Source organism: Tardiphaga sp. 839_C3_N1_4 (assembly GCF_051811045.1).
Taxonomy (GTDB): Bacteria; Pseudomonadota; Alphaproteobacteria; order Rhizobiales; family Xanthobacteraceae; genus Tardiphaga.
Genome location: NZ_JBPWQD010000001.1, coordinates 5,057,874 through 5,079,207, shown reverse-complemented (window position 1 = coordinate 5,079,207; position 21,334 = coordinate 5,057,874). Strand labels below are relative to the sequence as shown.

At 62.8% G+C, this 21,334-nt stretch carries 20 protein-coding genes; 12 read left to right on the top strand and 8 right to left on the bottom strand.

What is annotated here, in order from left to right; translation table 11 throughout:
* Positions 1 to 84: 84 nt before the first annotated feature.
* Positions 85 to 1,131: a uroporphyrinogen decarboxylase gene (gene hemE / locus AB8A38_RS24290; RefSeq protein ID WP_439087710.1), complete on the top strand. Its 1,047-nt coding sequence runs from the start codon at positions 85 to 87 to the stop codon at positions 1,129 to 1,131.
* Positions 1,132 to 2,146: 1,015 nt separating this feature from the next.
* Here the strand turns inward: hemE and AB8A38_RS24285 are convergent.
* From AB8A38_RS24285 to AB8A38_RS24270, 4 genes are all read right to left on the bottom strand, one after another.
* Positions 2,147 to 3,157, bottom strand: a complete 1,011-nt coding sequence (locus tag AB8A38_RS24285) for a L,D-transpeptidase family protein (RefSeq protein ID WP_439087709.1) — start codon at positions 3,155 to 3,157, stop codon at positions 2,147 to 2,149.
* A 112-nt stretch (positions 3,158 to 3,269) separates the two neighbouring features.
* Entirely contained in the window at positions 3,270 to 3,989 is a 720-nt protein-coding gene (locus AB8A38_RS24280; RefSeq protein ID WP_439087708.1) for a ribonuclease activity regulator RraA, read from the bottom strand.
* Positions 3,990 to 4,001: 12 nt separating this feature from the next.
* The gene (gene araD, locus AB8A38_RS24275) at positions 4,002 to 5,741 is read right to left on the bottom strand and encodes an L-arabinonate dehydratase (protein ID WP_175367871.1); all 1,740 of its coding nucleotides are present in this window, start codon (positions 5,739 to 5,741) and stop codon (positions 4,002 to 4,004) included.
* Between the two features lie 97 nt (positions 5,742 to 5,838).
* On the bottom strand, positions 5,839 to 6,324 hold the full coding sequence (locus tag AB8A38_RS24270; protein WP_439087707.1) for a MarR family winged helix-turn-helix transcriptional regulator: 486 nt from the start codon (positions 6,322 to 6,324) through the stop codon (positions 5,839 to 5,841).
* Positions 6,325 to 6,415: 91 nt separating this feature from the next.
* On the opposite strand from AB8A38_RS24270, the gene AB8A38_RS24265 reads away from it, so the two are divergent.
* The 6 genes from AB8A38_RS24265 (at position 6,416) to AB8A38_RS24240 (ending at position 12,139) form a co-directional block, all read left to right on the top strand.
* A complete protein-coding gene (locus AB8A38_RS24265) occupies positions 6,416 to 7,201 on the top strand; it encodes an SDR family NAD(P)-dependent oxidoreductase (RefSeq protein ID WP_439087706.1) in 786 nt (261 codons plus the stop codon).
* Positions 7,202 to 7,222: 21 nt separating this feature from the next.
* Positions 7,223 to 7,429 (top strand): hypothetical protein, encoded by a 207-nt coding sequence (locus tag AB8A38_RS24260; RefSeq protein ID WP_439087705.1) that lies wholly within the window; start codon positions 7,223 to 7,225, stop codon positions 7,427 to 7,429.
* Positions 7,430 to 7,537: 108 nt separating this feature from the next.
* Positions 7,538 to 8,737, top strand: coding sequence for an ABC transporter substrate-binding protein (locus AB8A38_RS24255; RefSeq protein ID WP_439087704.1), 1,200 nt, complete (start codon positions 7,538 to 7,540; stop codon positions 8,735 to 8,737).
* Between the two features lie 21 nt (positions 8,738 to 8,758).
* Positions 8,759 to 9,616, top strand: a complete 858-nt coding sequence (locus tag AB8A38_RS24250; protein WP_439087703.1) for a branched-chain amino acid ABC transporter permease — start codon at positions 8,759 to 8,761, stop codon at positions 9,614 to 9,616.
* On the top strand, positions 9,616 to 11,415 hold the full coding sequence (locus AB8A38_RS24245) for a branched-chain amino acid ABC transporter ATP-binding protein/permease (RefSeq protein WP_439087702.1): 1,800 nt from the start codon (positions 9,616 to 9,618) through the stop codon (positions 11,413 to 11,415). The genes AB8A38_RS24250 and AB8A38_RS24245 overlap by 1 nt, the downstream gene beginning before the upstream one ends.
* Positions 11,396 to 12,139 carry an ABC transporter ATP-binding protein gene (locus tag AB8A38_RS24240; RefSeq protein WP_439087701.1) on the top strand — a complete coding sequence of 248 codons (744 nt, stop codon included), beginning with the start codon at positions 11,396 to 11,398 and terminating at the stop codon, positions 12,137 to 12,139. Before AB8A38_RS24245 ends, AB8A38_RS24240 begins: the two co-directional genes overlap by 20 nt.
* A 173-nt stretch (positions 12,140 to 12,312) precedes the next feature.
* Here the strand turns inward: AB8A38_RS24240 and AB8A38_RS24235 are convergent, their stop codons facing one another.
* Positions 12,313 to 13,089, bottom strand: coding sequence for a cyclase family protein (locus AB8A38_RS24235; protein WP_439087700.1), 777 nt, complete (start codon positions 13,087 to 13,089; stop codon positions 12,313 to 12,315).
* 199 nt (positions 13,090 to 13,288) lie between these two features.
* A complete protein-coding gene (locus AB8A38_RS24230) occupies positions 13,289 to 14,275 on the bottom strand; it encodes a fumarylacetoacetate hydrolase family protein (protein WP_439087699.1) in 987 nt (328 codons plus the stop codon).
* A gap of 100 nt (positions 14,276 to 14,375) precedes the next feature.
* Here AB8A38_RS24230 and AB8A38_RS24225 point away from each other — a divergent pair, with 100 nt between their 5' ends.
* Genes AB8A38_RS24225 through AB8A38_RS24205 form a run of 5 tightly spaced genes read left to right on the top strand, consistent with a single transcriptional unit; the run spans position 14,376 to position 18,346 of the window.
* Positions 14,376 to 15,302, top strand: a complete 927-nt coding sequence (locus AB8A38_RS24225) for an ABC transporter substrate-binding protein (protein WP_439087698.1) — start codon at positions 14,376 to 14,378, stop codon at positions 15,300 to 15,302.
* A gap of 8 nt (positions 15,303 to 15,310) precedes the next feature.
* Complete coding sequence (locus AB8A38_RS24220; RefSeq protein ID WP_120287089.1) at positions 15,311 to 16,009, top strand: GntR family transcriptional regulator; 699 nt, start codon at positions 15,311 to 15,313, stop codon at positions 16,007 to 16,009.
* Positions 16,010 to 16,014: 5 nt separating this feature from the next.
* Entirely contained in the window at positions 16,015 to 16,821 is an 807-nt protein-coding gene (locus AB8A38_RS24215; protein WP_439087697.1) for an ABC transporter ATP-binding protein, read from the top strand.
* Positions 16,818 to 17,582: an ABC transporter permease gene (locus AB8A38_RS24210; RefSeq protein WP_439087696.1), complete on the top strand. Its 765-nt coding sequence runs from the start codon at positions 16,818 to 16,820 to the stop codon at positions 17,580 to 17,582. The genes AB8A38_RS24215 and AB8A38_RS24210 overlap by 4 nt, the downstream gene beginning before the upstream one ends.
* The gene (locus AB8A38_RS24205) at positions 17,579 to 18,346 is read left to right on the top strand and encodes an ABC transporter permease (protein ID WP_093757089.1); all 768 of its coding nucleotides are present in this window, start codon (positions 17,579 to 17,581) and stop codon (positions 18,344 to 18,346) included. Before AB8A38_RS24210 ends, AB8A38_RS24205 begins: the two co-directional genes overlap by 4 nt.
* 157 nt (positions 18,347 to 18,503) lie before the next feature.
* Here the strand turns inward: AB8A38_RS24205 and pgm are convergent, their stop codons facing one another.
* Both pgm and AB8A38_RS24195 read right to left on the bottom strand, forming a co-directional pair.
* Complete coding sequence (pgm, locus tag AB8A38_RS24200; RefSeq protein WP_439087695.1) at positions 18,504 to 20,153, bottom strand: phosphoglucomutase (alpha-D-glucose-1,6-bisphosphate-dependent); 1,650 nt, start codon at positions 20,151 to 20,153, stop codon at positions 18,504 to 18,506.
* A 311-nt stretch (positions 20,154 to 20,464) separates the two neighbouring features.
* Positions 20,465 to 21,238 carry a Crp/Fnr family transcriptional regulator gene (locus tag AB8A38_RS24195; RefSeq protein WP_439087694.1) on the bottom strand — a complete coding sequence of 258 codons (774 nt, stop codon included), beginning with the start codon at positions 21,236 to 21,238 and terminating at the stop codon, positions 20,465 to 20,467.
* Positions 21,239 to 21,334 lie beyond the last annotated feature (96 nt).

Here is a 21,334-nt window from a genome sequence, read left to right as displayed (position 1 = left end):
CCGCGCCTCGCCAAGAGCGAAGCGGCGGTGTATCAGAGGCGGCAAAATCATGCCTTTCGGCACCAGTTTCCGGAACCCAAGCATTTGACCCAGTCCACGCCCCGCAAGCCGTTCCTCGATGTCCTCGCCGGCCAGCGCCAGGCGGTGCCGCCGCTCTGGATGATGCGACAGGCCGGGCGTTATCTGCCTGAATATCGCGAGGTCCGCGCACAGGCCGGTGGTTTCCTCGACCTGTGTTTCAATCCGGATTTCGCCACCGAAGTGACGCTGCAGCCGATCCGGCGTTTTGGTTTCGATGCCGCAATCATCTTCTCCGACATCCTAGTGATCCCTTATGCCCTCGGCCGCTCGGTCCGCTTCGAGGTCGGCGAAGGCCCGCGGCTCGACCCATTGGACACGCCGGAAAAGGTCGCGACGCTCTCGCCCGAGGCCGACTTCACCAAGCTCGAACCGGTGTTCGAAGCGCTGCGCCGCGTGCGCGCGCAGCTCGACCCGAAGATTACGCTGATCGGTTTCTGCGGAGCGCCATGGACCGTTGCGACTTACATGGTTGCCGGCAAGGGCACACCGGATCAGGCGCCAGCGCGGATGATGGCCTATCGGCATCCGGAGGCCTTCGCAAAAATCATCGACACCATCGTCGAGAACTCGATTACCTATCTGCTCCATCAGTTGAAAGCCGGCGCCGATGTGCTGCAGATCTTCGATACCTGGGCCGGCATACTGCCCGCAGCGGAATTCCAGCGCTGGTCGGTGGAGCCGACCAAGCGCATCATCGCAGGTGTGCGTGCAAAGGTGCCGAATGCGAAGATCATCGGCTTCCCGCGCGGCGCCGGCGCGCTGCTGCCGAGTTATGTCGGCGCCACCGGTGTCGATGCCGTGAGCATCGACTGGGCCGCCGAACCGTCATTCGTGCGCGAGCGGGTGCAGAGCCACGTCGCCGTGCAGGGCAATCTCGATCCGCTGGTGCTGATCGCCGGTGGCGCCGCGCTCGATCGCGCCGTCGATGACGTGCTGACGAATTATGCCAGCGGACGCTTCATCTTCAATCTCGGCCACGGCATCCAGCCGGAAACGCCGATCGCCCATGTGGAGCAGATGGTGAAGCGGGTGCGGGATTTCAGGGGATAACACCCCGCGCAACTCGTAGGATGGGTAGAGCGCAGCGAAACCCATCGCCTTCGTGTGCTGGTAGATGGTGGGTTTCGCTATGGCGCGATGCGCCTGCAGTCACCCCATCCTGCACACGCTCAACTTCATTAGTCGTCATGGCCGGACTTGTTCCGGCCATCCACGCCTTCCTTTGTCGCCAAGACGTGGATACGCGGGGCAAGCCCACGCATGACGGCGTGTGTGGCGCCGATAGCGCGTCACGCCTTCACGGATTTAACTGTCAAACAGCCACTGCTCTTCAGACATGCGTCATCGCCCCCATTGTTTGCGGCGCGGGGGCGCCGTCGTCGCTTGCATTCCCTGCCCCCTGTGAGAGGGCGTGCGGAACGCCAGGTGCCCGTTGCACCCTTGGGCCTGATGCGAATGCGGTCTTCCGCAAGGATAATGCATCAGGACTTTCGGAGGCGCCGAGCGATTGCCCGACGTTCCGCATACGGTGTTTTTTCGGTTGCTTGCGCGTTGCCATGGCGAACGATCCCATCACCAAAATTACAGTCCCAAGGCGAATGGGACAGGGTGCCTCAAGCGAGTAAGCCGGACGCGTTTCGATTTGGTCGTCCGTCACACTGTCCAGGGGTCTTTCCATCCGAAGGTCGGCCGTCTCCTTGCCAGTGGCAGTGCTGGCGCAGATCCGTCCTGCCCGAAGACAGACGTCACCCATGAACCGCGTGACGCCGCATCTCCGGCGTCCACCGCATCCTGCCCCGCGAACGTGACGATCGCGATCGCCCCTCTCGGCGGGGCAGGACGAAGGAGAATATAAACCTTATAGGGATATTGTCAATGAAGAATAGGAAAAATGTTCGGGTGCCCCACATTGTCATTCCGGGGCGCAGGAGACGCCGAAGGCGGCGTATCGCGAACCCGGAATCTCAGCATGTTCAGCGGAAAACACTCCGGGATTCCGGGTTCGCGTGCGGCTGGCGCCGCCCACGCCCCGGAATGACGAGGAGGATGCGCAATACCGCGCGAACTACTTCGCGGCCTGCTTGCCGTCGACGAAACTGACCTCCACGCCCTTCTTCACGGACGCACCGAGGCGCTCCACGTCCCAGTTGGTGAGACGCACGCAGCCGTGGGAATCGCTCTTGCTGACACGCGACGGATCCGACGTGCCGTGGATACCGTAGCTCTTCTCCGACAGGCCGATCCACATCGCGCCGACGGGATTGTTGGGGCCGCCATTGATGGTGAAGGGCTTCGACGATTCCACGCCCTTGAACTTGTATTTCGGATCGTAACGATAGACCGGGTTGGCGTGAACCGACGTCACTTTCAGCTTACCTGACGGCGTCGGCTTCTCCTCGCTGCCGACGCTGGCGGGATAGAAGGCGAGCAGCGCGCCATCCTTGGCGAAGGCCTTCACGGTCTGGCGAACCTTGTCGACCTCGAGACGGCTGACCTTGTCCGGCTTGTGATCCGACAGCTTGACGATGGTGATGGTCTCACCGGCCTTGTCGAACTTTGCTTTGGGATTGAGCGTCTCAAGCAAATCCTGGCTCATGTGGAAGCGCTCACCGAGCGCTTCCACAGCATTGGTGAAGTCGAGCTTTTTCAGGGATTTCATCTCTTCCATCTTGACCGGCAGCTTGTCGAGATACGGACCCTTCACGTCTTTCTCGGTCAGCACGTAACCGGTCATGACTGGTTCGGAGGACGCGGCCTGTAACTTGGTCCAGATCTCCGGTGTCAGCACCTTGCCGGGCGGCAGGCTGTTAGCCTCGGCGAAAGCCAGAAGCGCCTTCTCGACATTGTCGCCAAACAATCCATCGATCTCGCCCGGCGAGAAATGCGCGCGGTCGAGCAGCACCTGGAGCTTCACCGCCAGCGAGCTGAGCTTTTCGTCGGGCGGCAGCTTGCCGGTGAAATTGGCGGCGTTGATCGTCTCGGCATTGAAAGCCCTGGACGGCTTGTCGGAATCCTTGGCGAGGGCTGCGCCCTGCGCCAGCAGCGACAGTCCGACCGCGACGATGAGGCTGCGCATAGCGTCTCTTTCCGGCTGAGTGATGGATGATGCGCACCGGCGCATCTCTCCAAGACAAAGCCAAGAACCGCCTCTGGTTCCATCCTGACGCGATGCACGCCGTGATCGCGCCCTACCGCCCCTTCTCTTTCCGCCACGCCGCGAAATCCACCAACGTCTGCTCATCCGTCGCCGGATAGAGCCCGAAGATGCCCTTGCCCTTCTGCACCTGTTCGGTGACGAAATCCTCGAAGGCGGTCATCTCGAAAGCTTCATTGGCGATCTCGTCGGCGAGATGCGCGGGGATGACGATGACGCCATCGCTGTCGCCGAGGATCACGTCGCCGGGAAACACCGGCGCATCGCCGCAGCCGATCGGGCCGTTGATCTCGATGGCCTGATGCAGCGTCAGGTTGGTCGGGGCGCTCGGACGATGGTGATAGGCCGGGAAGCCGAGTTTGGCGATCTCGGCGGAATCGCGGAAGCCGCCATCGGTGATGACACCGGCAACGCCGCGCTGCGCCAGTCGGTTGATCAGGATCGCGCCGGCGGAAGCCGCACGCGCATCCTTGCGGCTGTCCATCACCAGCACGGCACCGGGCGGGCAATCCTCCACCGCCTTGCGCTGGGGATGCGAGCGATCCCTGAACACATCGAGCTTGTTGAGATCCTCGCGCGCCGGCATGTAGCGCAGCGTGAAGGCCTCGCCGACCAGCGTCGGCTGGTTGGGTGCAAGCGGATGAACGTCCTGGATGCACTGGTTGCGGAAGCCGCGCTTGTATAGCGCGGTGGCCACGGTGGCGGTGGAGATGGTCTTGAGTTTGGCGCGGGTCGCGTCGCTGAGCTTGGTCATGGGATCACTCACTCAATAAATCACGGGTTCTTTGACCGGCGCACCGAAGTCGGTGCGCAAGAAGTCGAAGTCGCAGCCTTCATTGGCCTGCTGGATATGTTTGGTGAACATCCAGCCATAGCCGCGTTCGTAATTGCGTTCCGGGGCTTTCCATGCGGCACGACGCTTTTCCATTTCGGCATCGGAGATGTCGAGATTGATCGTGCGTGCATCGACGTCGAGGGTGATCATGTCGCCATTCTCGACCAGTGCCAGCGGACCACCGATAAAGGATTCCGGCGCAACATGCAGAATGCATGCGCCGTAGCTGGTGCCGCTCATCCGCGCATCGGACAGCCGCACCATGTCGCGCACGCCCTGCTTCACCAGCTTTTTCGGGATCGGCAGCATGCCCCATTCCGGCATGCCCGGTCCGCCCTGCGGCCCCGCATTGCGCAGGATCAGCACATGATCGGCCGTGACATCGAGGCTCTCGTCATCGATCGCCTTCTTCATGCTGGGATAGTCGTCGAATACCAGTGCCGGGCCGGTATGCTTGAGGAAGCGCGGCTCGCAGGCCGAAGGCTTGATGACGCAGCCGTCGGGCGCGAGGTTGCCCTTCAGCACCGCGAGCGCGCCCTCGGCGTAGATGGGATCTTTGACGGTTCGGATGACGTCGTCGTTATAGACTTCGGCGCCGGCGATGTTCTCGCCCAGCGTCTTGCCGGTGACCGTCATCACATCGAGATGGAGATGGTCCTTGATGCGGCTCATCAGTCCCGGCAGGCCGCCGGCATAGAAGAAGTCCTCCATCAGATATTTGTCGCCGGACGGGCGCACATTCGCGATCACAGGCACCTTGCGGCTGGCGATTTCGAAATCGTCGAGGCCGATATCCTGCCCGGCACGGCGTGCCTGCGCGATCAGGTGGATGATGGCATTGGTCGAGCAGCCCATCGCCATCGCCACGGTGATGGCGTTCTCGAAGGCCTTGCGCGTCTGGATCTTCTGCGGCGTCAGATCCTCCCACACCATCTCCACAATGCGGCGACCACATTCACTGGCCATGCGGATGTGGCCGGCGTCGGCGGCGGGGATCGACGAGGCACCGGGCAGCGTCATGCCGATCGACTCCGCGATCGCCGTCATGGTCGAGGCGGTGCCCATGGTCATGCAGGTGCCGTAGCTCCTGGCGATGCCGCCCTCGACCTCGACCCATTCCTTGTCGGAGATTTTTCCCGCACGGCGCTCGTCCCAGTATTTCCAGGCATCGGAGCCGGAGCCCAGCGTCTTGCCCTTCCAGTTACCGCGCAGCATCGGGCCGGCCGGCAGATAGATCGCGGGATAGCCCGCGCTGGTGGCGCCGAGCAGAAGCCCCGGCGTGGTCTTGTCGCAGCCGCCCATCAGCACCACGCCATCGACGGGATGGCCGCGCAGCAATTCCTCGGCGTCCATCGCCAGCATGTTGCGATAGAGCATGGTGGTCGGCTTCAGGAAACTCTCCGACAGCGACAGCGCTGGCAGCTCCATCGGGAAGCCGCCAGCCATCAGGATGCCGCGTTTGACGTCATCGACGCGGGTCTTGAAATGCATGTGGCACGGCTGCGCCTCGGACCATGTGTTGAGGATGGCGATGACAGGGCGCCCCTTCCACTCCACCGGTGCATAGCCCTGCTGCATCGCGCGCGAGCGATGGCCGAAGGCACGCAGGTCGTCCGGCGCGAACCAGCGTGCGCTGCGGAGTTGATCGGGGGTCTTCTTGTGGCCCGGCATAATTCCATCCCTGTTTCTTTTTGCTTTGGCACGACTTACTTTTGCACGATGCGAACCAGTCAAGCCGGTCGAGTGTGCCGGATTCGACTGTAGCGGTTCAAGACCGCCTGGCCAATGTCCGGTCCGGCATCTCCGCCTCTGCCAGCCGATGCGCTTCCAGCGCCTCGGCATAGAGCGCGAGACCGTCGGCGACTTTCTGGCGCTCGACCGGGGCCAGTTGCTGCAAGGCATTGGTGACCTGCCGCTGTCCATAGGCCTCGATCGCCTCGCGCGTGCGCCGCCCCTTGGCCGTGAGCAACAGCCGCTTGACGCGGCCGTCGCCGGCACTGGCGGCTTCCTTCAGCTCACCGGCGTCGATCAGCTTGCGGATCATCCGACTGACGCTGGATTTCTCCAGCCCGAGAAACGCCGATAGTTCGACCGCGGTCATCGCCTCGCGCGCGCCGATCTCCAGCAACGTATGCACCGCCGATGGCGGATAGTCGGTCGCTGCAACCGTTGCCTGCATGAAGCCGAGTTCACGCACCATCAGACGCGACGCGGCGCGGATGTGATCAATCAAATCGGCGTCAATATCGGACAATCGCAGGCTCCTTGACGATAGTTGCATGATACAACTATATTGCTGGCGACGAATAATGACCGTGTTAGCACGGTCCGTGCAAGGAATGACCATGACAACCAGTGCTGCCCAGTTCCGCCCCCGCGACCGCATGGCCGGACGCATCTGCCTCGTGACCGGCGGTGGCACCGGCATCGGCCGGGCGGCTGCGCTGCTGATGGCGCAGGAAGGCGCTGCAGCAGTCGTGATCGCAGGCCGCCGCGAGGCCGAGGGACGGGCCGCCGCCGAAGACTGCGGCCGGTTCGGCGCCAAGACGCTGTTCGTGCGCACCGACGTGACCGAGGAGGCCGAGGTCGCTAGTCTGGTGCAGGCCGTGATGTCCCGTTTCGGGCGGCTCGATGTGGCCTTCAACAATGCCGGTTATCAGGAACGGCGCGCGCCGGTCGAGCAGCAGACCAGCGCGGTCTATGACACCGTGTTCGACGCCAATGTCCGCTCGGTGTTTCTTGGCCTGAAGCATCAGATCCAGGCCATGGAACTGAATGGCGGCGGCCGCATCGTCATCAACGCGTCGGTGAGCGGCATCCGCAATCCCAATCCCGGCCTCGCGCTGTATTCCGCATCGAAAGCGGCGGTGATCTCACTGATGCGTTCGGCGGCGATGGAATGCGGACCACGCGGCATCCGCATCAATGCGGTGGCGCCGGGCCGCGTCGTCACCGACATGATGCTGGCCTCGGGGATCGCCGACATGTCGGCCGTCGCAGCAGGCCTGCCGATCCGACGCATGGGCCAGCCGCATGAAGTCGCCGAAGCGGTCGTGTGGCTCGCGTCCGACGATGCCGGCTATATCGTCGGCCATGTGCTGTCAGCAGATGGCGGCTTCAGCGCGACCTGACGACGGTCACGCATCATTGCGTTGCAACAGACGACCGCGACTGCAGAGCAGCACCGTGTGACTTGCAACGGCCAGGCCCTTGGCAACGTCCCTGCCATCGTCAAAGATCACAAGCCGATTGCCAAAGCCACCGCGACAGGTCAGCCTGAGGCGATGGAGATGGATCTGCGCGTCGCGCTCTGCCACCGCGCGACATCGACGCATGTCATGACGATCCGGAGTATCTGACCGACCAACGACATCACACACATAATCCGGCAGTGACCGGGCGGACGAAACGGATGCCTGCATCAATGACAGGCACCGCAAAGGGGAAAACACAGGGAGGAAGTCAAGATGAGCATTTCTCGTCGTGGTATTCTATTGGGCGGCGCCGGCGCGCTCGGCGCAGCAACCTTTCCACTCGCACGTCCCGCCATTGCGCAATCGTCCGAACCGATCAAGATCGGCTGGCTCGCCGCCATGACCGGACCGAGTTCGGCGCCGACCGTCGGCTTCAACCGCGGCGTCACATTTGCCACGGAAGCCATCAATGCCGCCGGCGGCGTCAAGGGCCGCAAGATCGAGATCATCACGCGCGACACGCAAGGCGATCCCACCAAGGCCGTCAACGCCACGCAGGAATTGATCAGCCAAGCCAAGGTCCATGCGATCTGGGGACCGGTGAATTCCGGCGAAGCCCTGGCCACGACGCCGCTGATGGCACGCGCCAAGATGCCCGACCTGCACCCTTGCGTCGTCGATACGCTGATCGACCCCGCGAAATTCCCCGCCGCGTTTCGCATCGCGCCGTCCAACGGCCAGTGGGACGATGCTGTCAGAAACTATTGTCTGAAAGTACTGAAAGTCAGCAAGATCGCCGTGATCGGCGACACCACGGGCTACGGCGTCACCGCTGTGAAGGCCTCTGTTGAAGCTTTCAAGAAAGACGGCGCGGATGTCGTCTATCAGGCCAATATCGACGCAACACAGCCCGACATGACGCCGGACATGCTGCGTGCCAAGAATGCCGCGGCCCAAGTGATCGTGGTGTGGAGTGTGTCCACCGGCATGGAAGCGCGCATGTTCAACACCCGCGCGTCGATGAACTGGGACGTTGCCTTTGTCGGCCATCCCTCGCTGGCATCCGGCGAACTCGCCAGCCTGATCGAGAAGCCTGCCAACTGGGAAAAGGTCTACGCCATCGGCTACAAGAGCTGCAGTTATGACTCCGCCGGCAAGCTGCCTGCCAAGAGCCAGGATCTCGTCGATCGCCTGAACAAGGCCAAGGTGCCGCTCAACGATACGCTGCTGTGGTGGATTGCCGGCGGCATCGATGCCGTCGAGCTGATCGCCAAAGCCGTCGAGGCCAGCGGATCGACCGACAGCGAGGGCATCGTCAAATACTGGAACTCGCTGTCGAAATATCCCGGCTATTTCGGCAACTACTCGTTCTCCCCCACCCAGCATAACGGCTATCCGACCGACGAGATCGTCATGTCGGAAGCGCGTTCCGCCAAGAACGGCACCTTCGCCCTCGCCCCCGGCTACTCATAGACCGGGGCGAGGACGACACACATGCTCGGCTCGATCATAGCTTCAGGCCTCGCGGCGGGCGCGATCTATGCGCTCGTCGGCATCACCTACAACACCATGTTCTCAACCTCGCGGGTGATGAGCTTTACCGCCGGACAGCTCGCCATGCTCGGCGGCGTGTTCGGCTCGCTGTTCATGCTGAAAATGGGGATGCCGACCCTGGTCGGCTTTGCCCTCACACTGATCGCCTGCGCAATCATCGGCGTCATCACCGAATTCATCGCGGTGCGACCGGTGCTCAAAAGCCTCGAACAGCATCTCTATGTGCTGTCGACGCTGGCACTGGCCCTGATGATCCAACAGGTCACCGCGATCAAATGGGGCACCGAGCCGCAACCCTTCCCGCGCATTGTTGGTCTTGGCACCGGCGTGTGGGACGAGAAATTCTGGCTCCCCGTCGTGGCCTGCGGCCTCACTATTCTCGGCCTCGAATATCTCTATCGCCGGACTCTCGTTGGCCATGCCTTTATGGCCATCGCGGAAGACAATTTCGCCGCACGTGCGCTCGGCCTGCCCGAGCGTAACCTGCGCGTGGCGAGCTATGCACTGGCCGGCGTGATTGGCGGCGTGGCGGGCTTTGCCGGCGGTGAATTGATGCTGGCCTTCTTCGCCAATGGCGCGCTGTTGAATTTCTACGGCTTCGTGCCGGTCGCGCTCGGCGGCCTCGGCAACAATCGCGGCGCGCTGATCGGCGGCCTCGCACTCGGCCTGTTCCAGCAGGCGGCGAATTTCCTGGTCGGCGGCATCTTCTCGTCGGTCGCGGTGTTCGCGATCTTCATCATCGTGCTGCTGGCAGCGCCCTCGGGCCTGTTCGGCTCCGCAACCGCGCGGAGGGTGTGATGACGGCGATCATCGATATCCCGACATCGCGCGAGGGTACGACCAGACATTCCGTGCTGCCGGCGCTGCTGCCGTTCCTCGGCGTGTTCGCGCTGGCGATGATCCTGCCCTTTGTCAGCAATGACTACTGGGCGCTGATCGGCACCCGTGCCGCGATCTACTGGGTGCTGGTCGCCGGGCTCAATCTCGTGGTCGGCTTCGCCGGCCATCTCGCCATCGGCTATGTGGCGCTGCTGACGCTGGGTGCCTACACGACCAGCGTGCTTGCCGCCGGCAATGTGCTGCCGCCAGTGCCGATCTATGGCGCACTGATCATCGCAAGCTGCGTTGGCGCCGTGTTCGGCGTGATCGTCGGCCTGCCGGCCATGCGGCTGCGTACCTTCTACTTCGCCATGACCACGCTCGGCTTCGCCACCATCGTGACGCAGATCGCACTGGCTTGGCAGAGCGTCACCGGCGGCGGCATCGGCATCGTCGGCCCGGAATTCTCGGCGCCCTTCAACACGCCGTGGGGATTTTACTATCTCTGCATCGGCTTTGCCGCGGTGGCGACATGGCTCAGCGCCAATATCGCCTATAGCCGGTTCGGCCGCGCGCTGATCGCGATCCGGGACGCCGATGTGGCGGCGGAAGCCACCGGCATCTCCAAGCCGAAACTACTTGTGTCGATCTTCCTGCTCGCCGGCGCCATGGCGGCCTTTGCCGGCGGACTGTTCGCCAGCCTGCAGACCTATATCACGCCGGACGCCTTCACTTTCGATCTCTCGGTGCTGTTCTTCATCGCCATCCTGATCGGCGGCCGCGGCTCGATCCTCGGCCCGATGCTCGGCACCATCATTCTCACCATCCTGCCGGAGATCGCCGCACCTTTGGCTGCGTGGTCGACCTTCCTCTATGCGGTGCTGCTACTACTGATCGTACTCGTGATGCCCGGCGGAATCGCGGCGCTGCTGGACTTCAAGAGCCGCCGCCCGCTCGCCAGCAATCGGGCCATCGTGCCGCGCATCGCCGGACTGTCGGACGTCCTGCGGAAGACGGCCGGAGCGCAGACGCTGACACTGCGCGATGTGGTGCTCACCTTCGGCAATGTGCGGGCCATCGACGGCCTCGACCTCGACGTCAAGCCCGGCCAGATCCATGGCCTGATCGGGCCCAACGGGTCCGGTAAAACCACGACGCTGAACGTGATCTCCGGCTACTACGCCGCCAAGGGCGGTACCATCACCCTCGGCGATGACGCGCTGCCGCCCGGCATGCCAGAACTGCGCGCCGGCAAAGGCATCGCCCGCACCTTCCAGACGCCGCGCGTGATCGGCGAAGCCTCGGTGCTTGAGAATGTCATGGTCGGCGGCACCATCGAAGGCGAAGCGACATTCGCCGAAGCGCTGCTGTCGCTGCCGCGGCATCATCGCGACGAACGCAAGTTGACGGCGCAGGCCCGCGCCATGCTTGGCGTCGTCGGGCTGGAGGCGCTGGCGGATGTGCGTGCCGATCGCCTGCAGCACAGCGAGCTGCGTTTCATCGAGATCGCCAGGGCGCTGATGTTGCAACCGGACTTCCTGCTGCTGGACGAACCTGCCGCTGGCCTCTCCAGCGACGAGATCACACGGCTGGGCGCACTGATCAAGGCGATCAGCCGCCGCGGCACCGGCGTGCTCTTGGTAGAACATCATGCCGACCTGATCTTCGACATTTGCGATCAGGTGACGGTGCTCAATCTCGGCAAGATCCTCGCCGCCGGCACGCCGGCCGAAATCCGCGTTCACAAGGAGGTCGTCAGTGCTTACCTCGGAGGCTGAACCGCTACTGAAAGTCACCGCGCTGGAATCCGGTTACGGCAAGATCCGCGTGCTGCATGGCATCGACCTCCATATCGCCGCCGGCGAAGTCGTGACATTGCTCGGCCCCAACGGCGCCGGCAAGTCGACGCTGCTGCGCGCCATCTCCGGCCTGCTGCCGGTCAATGCCGCCAGCGTGCGCTTCGATACCCGCGACATCAGCAACGGCACGCCGCGCGAAGCGGCGCGTGGCGGCCTCGTGCATGTGATCGAAGGCCACCGCGTGTTCACGCAGCAGACCGTGACGGAAAACCTGCTGCTCGCCGCTTACGACCTGCCGCGCGGCGAACGCCACGCGCGCGTCGACGAGGCGCTGTCGTTCTTTCCGGAGATCGCCGAGAAGCGCCATGAGCGCGGAGCGTCATTGTCAGGCGGACAACAGCAGATGCTGGTGGTGGCACAGGGTCTCGTGCGGCGACCGCGTCTCTTGATGCTGGATGAGCCTTCTGCGGGCCTCTCGCCGGTGCTCGTCGATCGCGTGCTGACGGTGATGGCACAATTGCAGAAACAAGGCACCGCGGTGCTGCTGGTGGAGCAATTGGTGGAGAAAGCGCTGGCTGCTGCGAACCGCGTCTATGCCCTGTCGCAGGGGCGTATCGTGCTGGAGGCGGCGACAACGGAAGCGAACCTGCCGCAGCGGCTGGAGCGGGCTTATTTCGGGCATGAGGATGCGGCGGTGGTGTAGTGGCGGTGCTTGCTGCGCTGGCCCCAACCTCGTCATTCCGGGATGCACGCAAGACTGCGGAGCAGGCTGGAGTGCAGACCCGGAATCCCGATGTGTTCAGCACTGAACATTTCGGGATTCCGGGTTCGCGTGCGCCAAGAGGCGCCCACGCCCCGGAATGACGAGGATGGGACTCACTCGTCGATAATCGCCACCGCCCTTGTCCACCCCGCCGACGCCTTCTCGATTTTCACCGGAAAGCACGACACCACGAAACCGGTGGACGGCAGCTGCTCAAGATTATGCAGCTTCTCGAGATGGCAATAGCCGATATGGCGACCAGCCTTGTGGCCTTCCCAGATCAGGCTGGCATCCTTCGTCTCGGCATATTTCTTCGCGGTGTAGACGAACGGCGCGTCCCAACTCCAGCCGTCGATGCCGGTCAGGCGCACGCCGCGCTCCAACAGATACATAGTGGCCTCATAGCCCATGCCGCAGCCGGAGGTGACGTAGTCCTGCTGGCCGTATTTGACGCCGGCGGATGTGTTGACGACGACGATCTCCAGCGGACTCAACGTATGACCGATACGCTTGAGTTCGTCCTCGACGTCCTTGGCGGTCGCGACATAGCCGTCCGGCAAATGCCGGAAGTCGAGTTTCACGCCCGGCTGGAAACACCATTCCAGCGGCACTTCGTCGATGGTCCATGAACGCTCGCCGCGATTCATGGTGGGATGGAAATGATAGGGCGCGTCGAGATGCGTGCCGTTATGGGTCGAGAGCTGCACCAGCTCCACCGCCCAGCCCTCGCCGTCCGGCAGGTCTTCCTTCTTCAGCCCATCGAAGAACTGCAGCATCCGCGGCAGGCCTTGCTGATGATCGACATAATTGATGGTGGGATGATTGCCCGGCGGATCGGCGGGAACGTCATTCTGCAGGGGAACGGAGATGTCGATGAGGCGACGGGACATGGGATTTCCTCGTGGTGGTTTTTATTTTGATCTAGCTCGTCATTCCGGGGCGGAGCCGGCGCCGGAGGCGACGGGACCGAGCCCGGAATCTCGAAATGTTCAGCGCAAAACATGCGGGGATTCCCCGCCACTCCAATTGGAGTGGCGGGGTTCGCTCGCGAAGAGCGAGCGCCCCGGAATGACAGTGTGTGACAATGCCTCACACGTCCTGCCGCACGACCTTGTTCTTCAACACGCCGATCTTCTCGACCTCCAGCTCGATCTCGTCATTGTGTTCGAGATACCAGCCGAGTTCGAGACCGCAGCCGTTGCCGACGGTGCCAGAGCCGATGAATTCGCCGGGCATCAACGTCTCGTCCTTGGTTACATGCGCGATGATCTCCTCGAAGGAGAACAGCATGCCCTCGCTGGTCGAGGACGAGCGCACCTTGCCGTTGACGCGACATTCCATCTTCAGCTTGGTGGGATCGCCGATCTCGTCGGGCGTGACAATCCACGGCCCCAGCACATTGCCGCCGTCGAAGCTCTTGCCCTTGGCGGGACCGAGTCGGCCTTCCATCTCCAGCCGCTGCGCGTCGCGGGCTGAGAAATCGTTGAAAATGGTGTAGCCGAAGATGTGATCCTTCGCCTTGGCCGCAGAAATATTCGCGCCCTTGTTTTTGGTGATGATGCCGAATTCGAGCTCGTAATCCATGACCTTGCTGTAGCGCGGCCATTTTACCGTGGTGTTGGTACCGCGCACGCTGAAGCGATTGGTGATGTAGTAGATTGGCTGGCGGCGATAGACTTCGGGCAGTTCGCCGAGCGGTTCGGCGTCCAGCCGCGCCAGCTCGGCCATATCGTTCTTGGCCCGCGCAGCGAGCTTGAGCTGGCCACGTGGCGCCTGCAGGATATGAAGCGGAAACGACATGCCGTCGCGGCACTGGCGCGGCTCCGGCACTGGCGCCAGAACATCGGCACCGGCGACGCTCACTGACAACGACGCGTCGCTGCCGTGTTTGTCGAAAACCTTTCGCGCGGCATCGAGCGCGCCTTCACCTGCATCGATCAGCGCCAGCATCGACCCGAAGGCGGGATTTCCGCCATTACGGCCGGCTGCGGCGGCGAGATCGAACAGTTTCGTATCGTCGGTGTGCACCACACCAACCTTGTCCTGGCCATTGGCGCGAAATGTCGCGAGCTTCACAGGCTTCTCCCTCTTGCTTGTTCTTAGAGAATATATATGATCAAAAAAAATATCGATAAACAAGAGGCGATCGCAAAGATTGTCTGCAACGGAGGCGACGATGACCCGGTTAATGGCCGTAGCCATGCTGGCTGCGTTGACGGCGGCGAGCGCCGCGCAGGCTCAGAGCAAACTCCAGATCGGTTGCACTGCAACAACGGACTGTGCCTCGGCGATGGTCGCGGTCGATGAAGGCATCTTCAAGAAGCACGGGCTCGATGCCGAGATGCTTCCCATCGGCATCAACTCCAACATCCCTGCGGCCATTCTGTCCGGCTCGATCCAGATCGGCGGCCCGACCTCCACCGTCTTCCTGCAGGCTGCCGACGGGGGCCTCGATCTCGTCGCGGTCGCCGGCGCAACGGTGATGAGCCCCACATCGAACGCCAACATCACCGCCTTCGTGCGTAACGGCATCACGATCAAGGAGCCGAAGGATTTCGTTGGCAAGAAGGTCGGCGCACCGGGCCTCGGCGCGTTTCTCCACGTGCTGTTCGTCAAATGGCTGGTCGACAAGGGTGTCGATCCCAGGAAGGTCAATTTCGTCGAGGTGACCTTCCCGACCATGCCGGACATCATCAAGTCCGGCGGTGTCGATGCCGTGCTGACCGCCGAGCCCACGGTATCGCGCATGCTGGCGGCCGGCAGCGGCAGCATCGGCGCGCGTTACGCGTCGGAGCTCGAGCGCACAGAGCCGATCATCTTCTATGCGGCCTCGCGCGAATGGGCCGAGACGAATCCCGACACGATCAAGAAGTTCCGCGCTGCCATCGCCGAAGGTGCGGCGATCGTGAACAGCGACAAGGACAAGACCTCGGCCGCAATCGCCAAATTCACCAAACAGACCATCGAACTGGTGAAGGCATCGCCGCCGAACAAGTCGGAGCCGGTGCTGAAGCCCGAGCAACTGGCATGGTGGATCGACGTCATGTCCTCGCAGAAAATGCTGGAGACCAAACTCGATCTCAACAAACTGATTCTGAAATAGGTCGAACTATGGCGGGCCAGCCTCTTAGCAGTCCAATCGATGTATCCGGCTCGGATACGCTGAGCGAACGTGCAGCGACACTGCTGCAGCATGACATCATCGCCGGCAATCTCGCCCCGGGAACGCGGCTTGGCATCGTCGATCTCGTGCAGCGTTACGAGATCGGCGCTACGCCGATGCGCGAAGGACTGTCACGCCTGATCTCACGTGGCCTGATTATCGGCATCGGCCAGCGCGGTTTCCGCGTCGCCGACATCAGCCGAGAGGATCTGGCCGACATCACACGGATGCGCAGCGTGGTGGAGATGGAGGCGCTGCGGCTGGCCATCGAACATGGCGACGATGCCTGGGAGGCTGGCATCCTCGGCGCGCTTCACCAGATGCGCAGGCATATTGACCGGACCGGCGACGAATTCCGCGAAGGGGCGCCGGATTTCGACAAGCTCCATAAGGGATTTCACACCGCATTGCTGGCGGCCTGCAATTCGAAGCGCCTGCTCTCGGCGCATTCGGAACTTTACGATCAGGCCTATCGCTATCGCAGGGTGATGATGCGCGGCTTCGACAGCGGCAGCCGCTTTGTCGCAGCCCATCAGCTTCTGGCCGACCGCGTGCTTGCGCGCGAAACCGGTCCTGCGCAGGCCATGCTGACGTCGCATCTGCATTCGACGCTCGCTTTCGTCTATCCGCCCGGACAGGGAGATTGAGCGCGATGACATCCATTGCCCTTCGCAAAGACATGCCGGCGGCCCAACTCGAAAAGTCGCAGATCGCGTTTTCCCATGTCACGCTGGATCTCGGCGGCAAGACGATTATCGAAGACGTCAGTCTCGACGTGAAGCCCGGCGAGTTCCTCTGCATCATCGGCGCCTCCGGCTGCGGCAAGACGACGGCGCTGCGCCTTGCCGCCGGCCTGTACCAACCGACATCCGGACATGTCAGCTTCGACGGCGAGCCGATGCGCGCGCCGCGGCGCGACGTCGCCATCGTGTTCCAGGATTATGGCAAGGCACTGCTGCCATGGCGCACGGCCGCCGGAAATATCGCGCTGGCGCTGGAAACCATCGGCATGTCCAAGGCCCAGCGGCCGGCGCGCATCGACGAGCTGTTGAAAAAAGTTGGCCTGCCCCATCACGCCGCGAAATATCCCGCCGAGATGTCGGGTGGCATGCAGCAGCGGCTGCAGATCGCACGATGTCTGGCACAGGAACCGAAAGCACTGCTGATGGACGAGCCGTTCGGCGCGCTCGATGCCATGACACGGCAGGGTCTGCAGGACGAGGTCCTGTCACTGCTCGATGCCAGCAAGGCCACGGTGATCTTCGTCACTCATGATCTCGAAGAAGCCATTTATCTGGGCGACCGCGTGGTCGGCCTGCTGCCGCATCCCGGCCGCATCGGCATCGATCTTCCGATCAACCTGCCGCGCCCGCGCGATCAATTGACCACGCGCGAGAACCCGGAATTCCTGCGGCTGCGCCGCGAATTATTCGACTTCATCAAGGCATCGGAAGCATGAAGTCCGAGCGCCTGAAAGCGGCGATCCTTCCGATGAGCCTGCTGATCGTGCTGGAAATCTGGGCGCGCTCTGTCGACATCCACAGCGATGCATTGGCACCGCCGAGCGCCGTGGTGCTGGCGCTGTTTCAGGCGTTCGGCGACGGCTCGATCCTGTCAGCCACATGCGACACGCTGGCTTCGGCCTTTGCCGGCCTCGTGGTCGGCAGCGCCATAGGATTGTTCCTCGGAATTGCACTCGGTATCTTCCAGCCGCTGGATCGGCTGATGGAAGTCACTATCGAATCCCTGCGGCCGATCCCCTCCATCGCGCTGCTACCAATCGCACTGATCGCGCTCGGTTTCGGCTATCGCATGGAAATCGTGATCGTCGCCTTTGCCTGTGTGTGGCCGATCCTCATTCTCAGCCGCGCTGCGGTGCGCAGCATCGAACCACGACTGATAGAAGTTTCCCGCGCGTTGCGGCTATCGCCAGGCGACCGTATCAGCAAGATCATCATTCCCGCGGCACTGCCGCGCATCTTTCTCGCCTTCCGCCTCGCGGCCGGCATTGCCCTGATTGTTGCCGTCACCGTGGAAATCGCGATCAATCCCATCGGGCTCGGCGCCGGAATCATGATTGCGCAGCAGGCATTGCGCCCGGATCTGATGCTCGCTTATCTGCTGTGGATCGGCCTGATCGGCTATGCGCTCAATGCCGGATTGCTGGCAGCGCAGCAGCATCTGTTTGGCCCCGCAGCGCTGGCGGGAGAGGTCCGATGAACTGGGCACTCACCCTCTGGCGCCTTGCCAGCTTCGCCGTGGCTGCAGGCCTGATCGCGCTGTGGCAGCTGATCGCCAATCTGAAACTGGTCTCGCCGGTGTTCCTTCCCGGCCCCGACCGCGCCTGGGCCGCGCTGATGCGCGGCTTCAGCAATGGCACATTACTGGACAAGACAATCGGCACCCTCGAACACATGTTCTATGGCTGGCTAGTCGCATCCGTCGTCGGCATCGCACTCGGCGCCATGATTGGCTCGTCCAAGGCGATGCGCAGCTATGTCGCCCCGTCGCTGGAGTTCCTGCGGCCACTGCCCGTATCGGCGATCATTCCCGTCGCCATCGCTCTGTTCGGGCTGACCCAGGGCATGGCACTCTTCGTCATCGCTTTCGGCGCGATCTGGCCGATGCTACTTGCGACCGTTCACGGCTTCGGCGCTGTAGAGCCGCGTCTCTATGAGGTCGCGCGCTCGCTGCACATGTCGCGCCTCGCGGTGATCTTCAAGATAGCTCTGCCATCGGCCAGCCCCGACATCATCTCAGGCATGCGGCTCAGCCTGACCGTGTCGCTGATCCTGGCGGTGGTCTGCGAAATCCTCGCGGGCCTCGACGGACTCGGCCACTGGGTGCTGCTCTCGGCGCGCGCGTTTCGTTCGCCGGATCTGTTCGCCGGCGTGATCCTGCTCGGCGTGATCGGCTATGTCACCGCGCTGGCGATGTCGATGGTCGAGCAGCGACTGCTGCGGTGGCGGACGAGCGGGCATTGAGAAACATACTCGTTGAAAGCCACATACTCGTCATTCCGGGGCGCGCGCATCTTGGCGCGCGAACCCGGAATCCCGGAGTGGCTTGGCTCCGCGGAGACTCTCACATCGAGGTTCCGGGTTCGCGCGTGCCGCGCGCCCCGGAACGACGAGTGTTGGGCTATTTTGCAAACACCTTCGAGATCGCCGCCTGCGCGTCGCTTTGAATCTGCTTGAGATGATCCTCGCTGCGGAAACTCTCCGCATAGATCTTGTAAACGTCCTCGGTGCCGGACGGCCGCGCGGCGAACCAGCCATTCGCGGTCGACACCTTGATGCCACCGAACGACTGGTCATTGCCGGCCGCCTTGCTCTCGGTCTTGGTCACCGCATCGCCGGCGAGTTCGGTCATGCCGATCTGCTCCGGCGTGACCTTCTTCAGCACGTTTTTCTGCTCGGGCGTGGCCGTGGCGTCGATGCGCTCGTAATAGGGCGTGCCGAATTCGGCGGTCAGCTTCTCGAAGCGCTGGCTCGGATTTTCCTTCGTCACCGCGGTGATCTCTGCAGCAAGCAGACCGAGGATCAGGCCATCCTTGTCGGTGGTCCACACCGTGCCGTCCTTGCGCAGGAACGAGGCGCCGGCGCTCTCCTCGCCACCGAAGCCGAACGAACCATCGACGAGACCGTTCACGAACCATTTGAAGCCGACCGGCGTCTCGACCAGTTTGCGGCCGAGCTTGTTGACCACGCGGTCGATGATGGCGCTGGAGACGATGGTCTTGCCCACCGCCGCATCCTTGCGCCAGTGCGGACGGTGCGCGAACAGATAGTCGATGGACGCCGCGAGATAATGGTTCGGATTCATCAGGCCGCCGGTGCGGGTGACGACGCCATGACGGTCGGCATCGGTGTCGTTGGCGAAAGCGACGTCGAACCGGTCGCGCATGCCGATGAGCTTGGCCATCGCATAGGGCGACGAGCAGTCCATGCGGATCTTGCCGTCCCAGTCCAGCGTCATGAAGCGAAAGGTCGGATCGATCGCGGTATTCACGATGGTCGCATCGAGCTTGTAGCGCTCGATGATCGGCTGCCAGTAATGCACGCCGGCGCCGCCGAGCGGATCGATGCCGATCTTGACGCCTGATGCGCGGATCGCCTCCATGTCGACGACATCGGCGAGGTCGGTCACATAGGGCGTGATGAAATCGTAGCGCTTCACGAATTCGGATTTGCGGGCACGCGCGATCGGGATGCGCTTGACGCCGGCCATGTCGTTCTCGAGGAAGCCGTTGGCAGCTTTCTCCATGATGCCGGTGATGTCGGTATCGGCCGGGCCACCGTTCGGCGGATTATATTTGAAGCCGCCGTCTTCCGGCGGGTTGTGCGACGGCGTGACGACGACGCCATCGGCCAGACCGGACGAGCGGCCCTTGTTGTAGGTGAGGATGGCGTGGGAGATCACCGGCGTCGGCGTATAACCGTCGTCCTGGTCAATCCGCACATGCACGCCATTGGCGGCGAAGACTTCCAACGCACTGACCAGCGCCGGTTCAGCCAGCGCATGGGTGTCGATGCCGATGAACAGCGGTCCATCGATGCCGGCGCCCTTGCGGTAATCGCAGATCGCCTGGCTGACGGCGAGGATGTGGTTCTCGTTGAAGGAATTATGGAGCGCGGAACCGCGATGGCCGGACGTGCCGAAAGCGACGCGCTGGGCGGGGATGGACGGATCCGGCTTGCCGGCGAAATAGGCCGTCACCAGCCGAGGCACGTTGACCAGCAGGGATGGATCGATGGTTTTGCCGGCCAGCGGACTCACGTGAGCAGCCATTTGTTCTCCTTCGCACGCCAAGAGCCCCGATGCCGCGCAACCGCGACCCGGATCAGAACTCATGGCATGTTTTGGAGAACAAATCAGCTGTTTGCGAGGCGCCGCGTGGCCTCCGAAGGGGCTCAGGACTGCCCGAAAGTCCGGCGCGAGACCCAGGCCAGCGGCAGGGCGAAGCAGACGAACATCGTGACCACGGCGGCGGCAACCAGCATACTGTCGAAAGGCATATCTCTTCTCCTAGAGTAACGGAGAAGAGTGTGAGCGCGGCAGCACACGCTCACCTTGAGCTGCATCAAAAATGCAGCGCCGCACTACGCCGCGGCGAGCTGATCCAGCCGGTCGGTGGACAGCAGGCGCACGCCATCGGGCACCACGACCACCGTCTTTTCCTTGGCGAGCTTGGTCAGGGTGCGGCTGACGGTTTCGATGGTCAGGCCGAGATAGTCGGCGATGTCCTGGCGGCTCATGGGCAGCGGCACGTTGACCGACATCGCACCGATGCGGCCGTAGCGCGCCTGCAGGTTCAGCAGGAAGGCTGCGATCTTCTCGTCGGCGGTGCGGCGGCCGAGCAGCAGCATCTGGTCCTGCGCGAGCGAGAGTTCATGGCCGGCAAATTCATGTAGGCGACGCAGCAGATGCGGCTTGCCGTCGACATAGGTGAGGAAGGCCGCACGGCTGAAGCGGCAGACGCGCACCTGCGTCACGGCTTCGGCAGCGACGCCGTAGCGGTCCATCAGCGCAAGTCCCAGGAAGTCACCGGGCAACGCGAAACCGACGATCTGACGACGGCCATCGGGTAGCGACTTGTAGAGCCGGACGATGCCTTCGGTCACGTTGAACACGCTACCGGCCAGCGCGCCCTGATCGAACAGCATGGCCTTGGCCGGGAAATTCTTGACCTGGCTGAGGCGATCGAGCTCGTCGAGTTCCGCCGGTTCCAATGCGCCGCAGACGCTGAACAGGCGCACCTTGCAATCGTCGCAGCCGTTGGTGCTACGGCCGTGCTTGCAGTCGCGCTCTCCGGCACAGGTCTCGGCCGCTGGTTCCGCGAAGGTCATGGCACTGTCCATCTTCGGTTTGGTCATATGTGGCAGGTCTTGAAAATCACTCTACACCATTTGACATGGATCAATCGTGGACGCTTTGACCCATATCAATGCCGAACCAGCCCATCCCCGCCA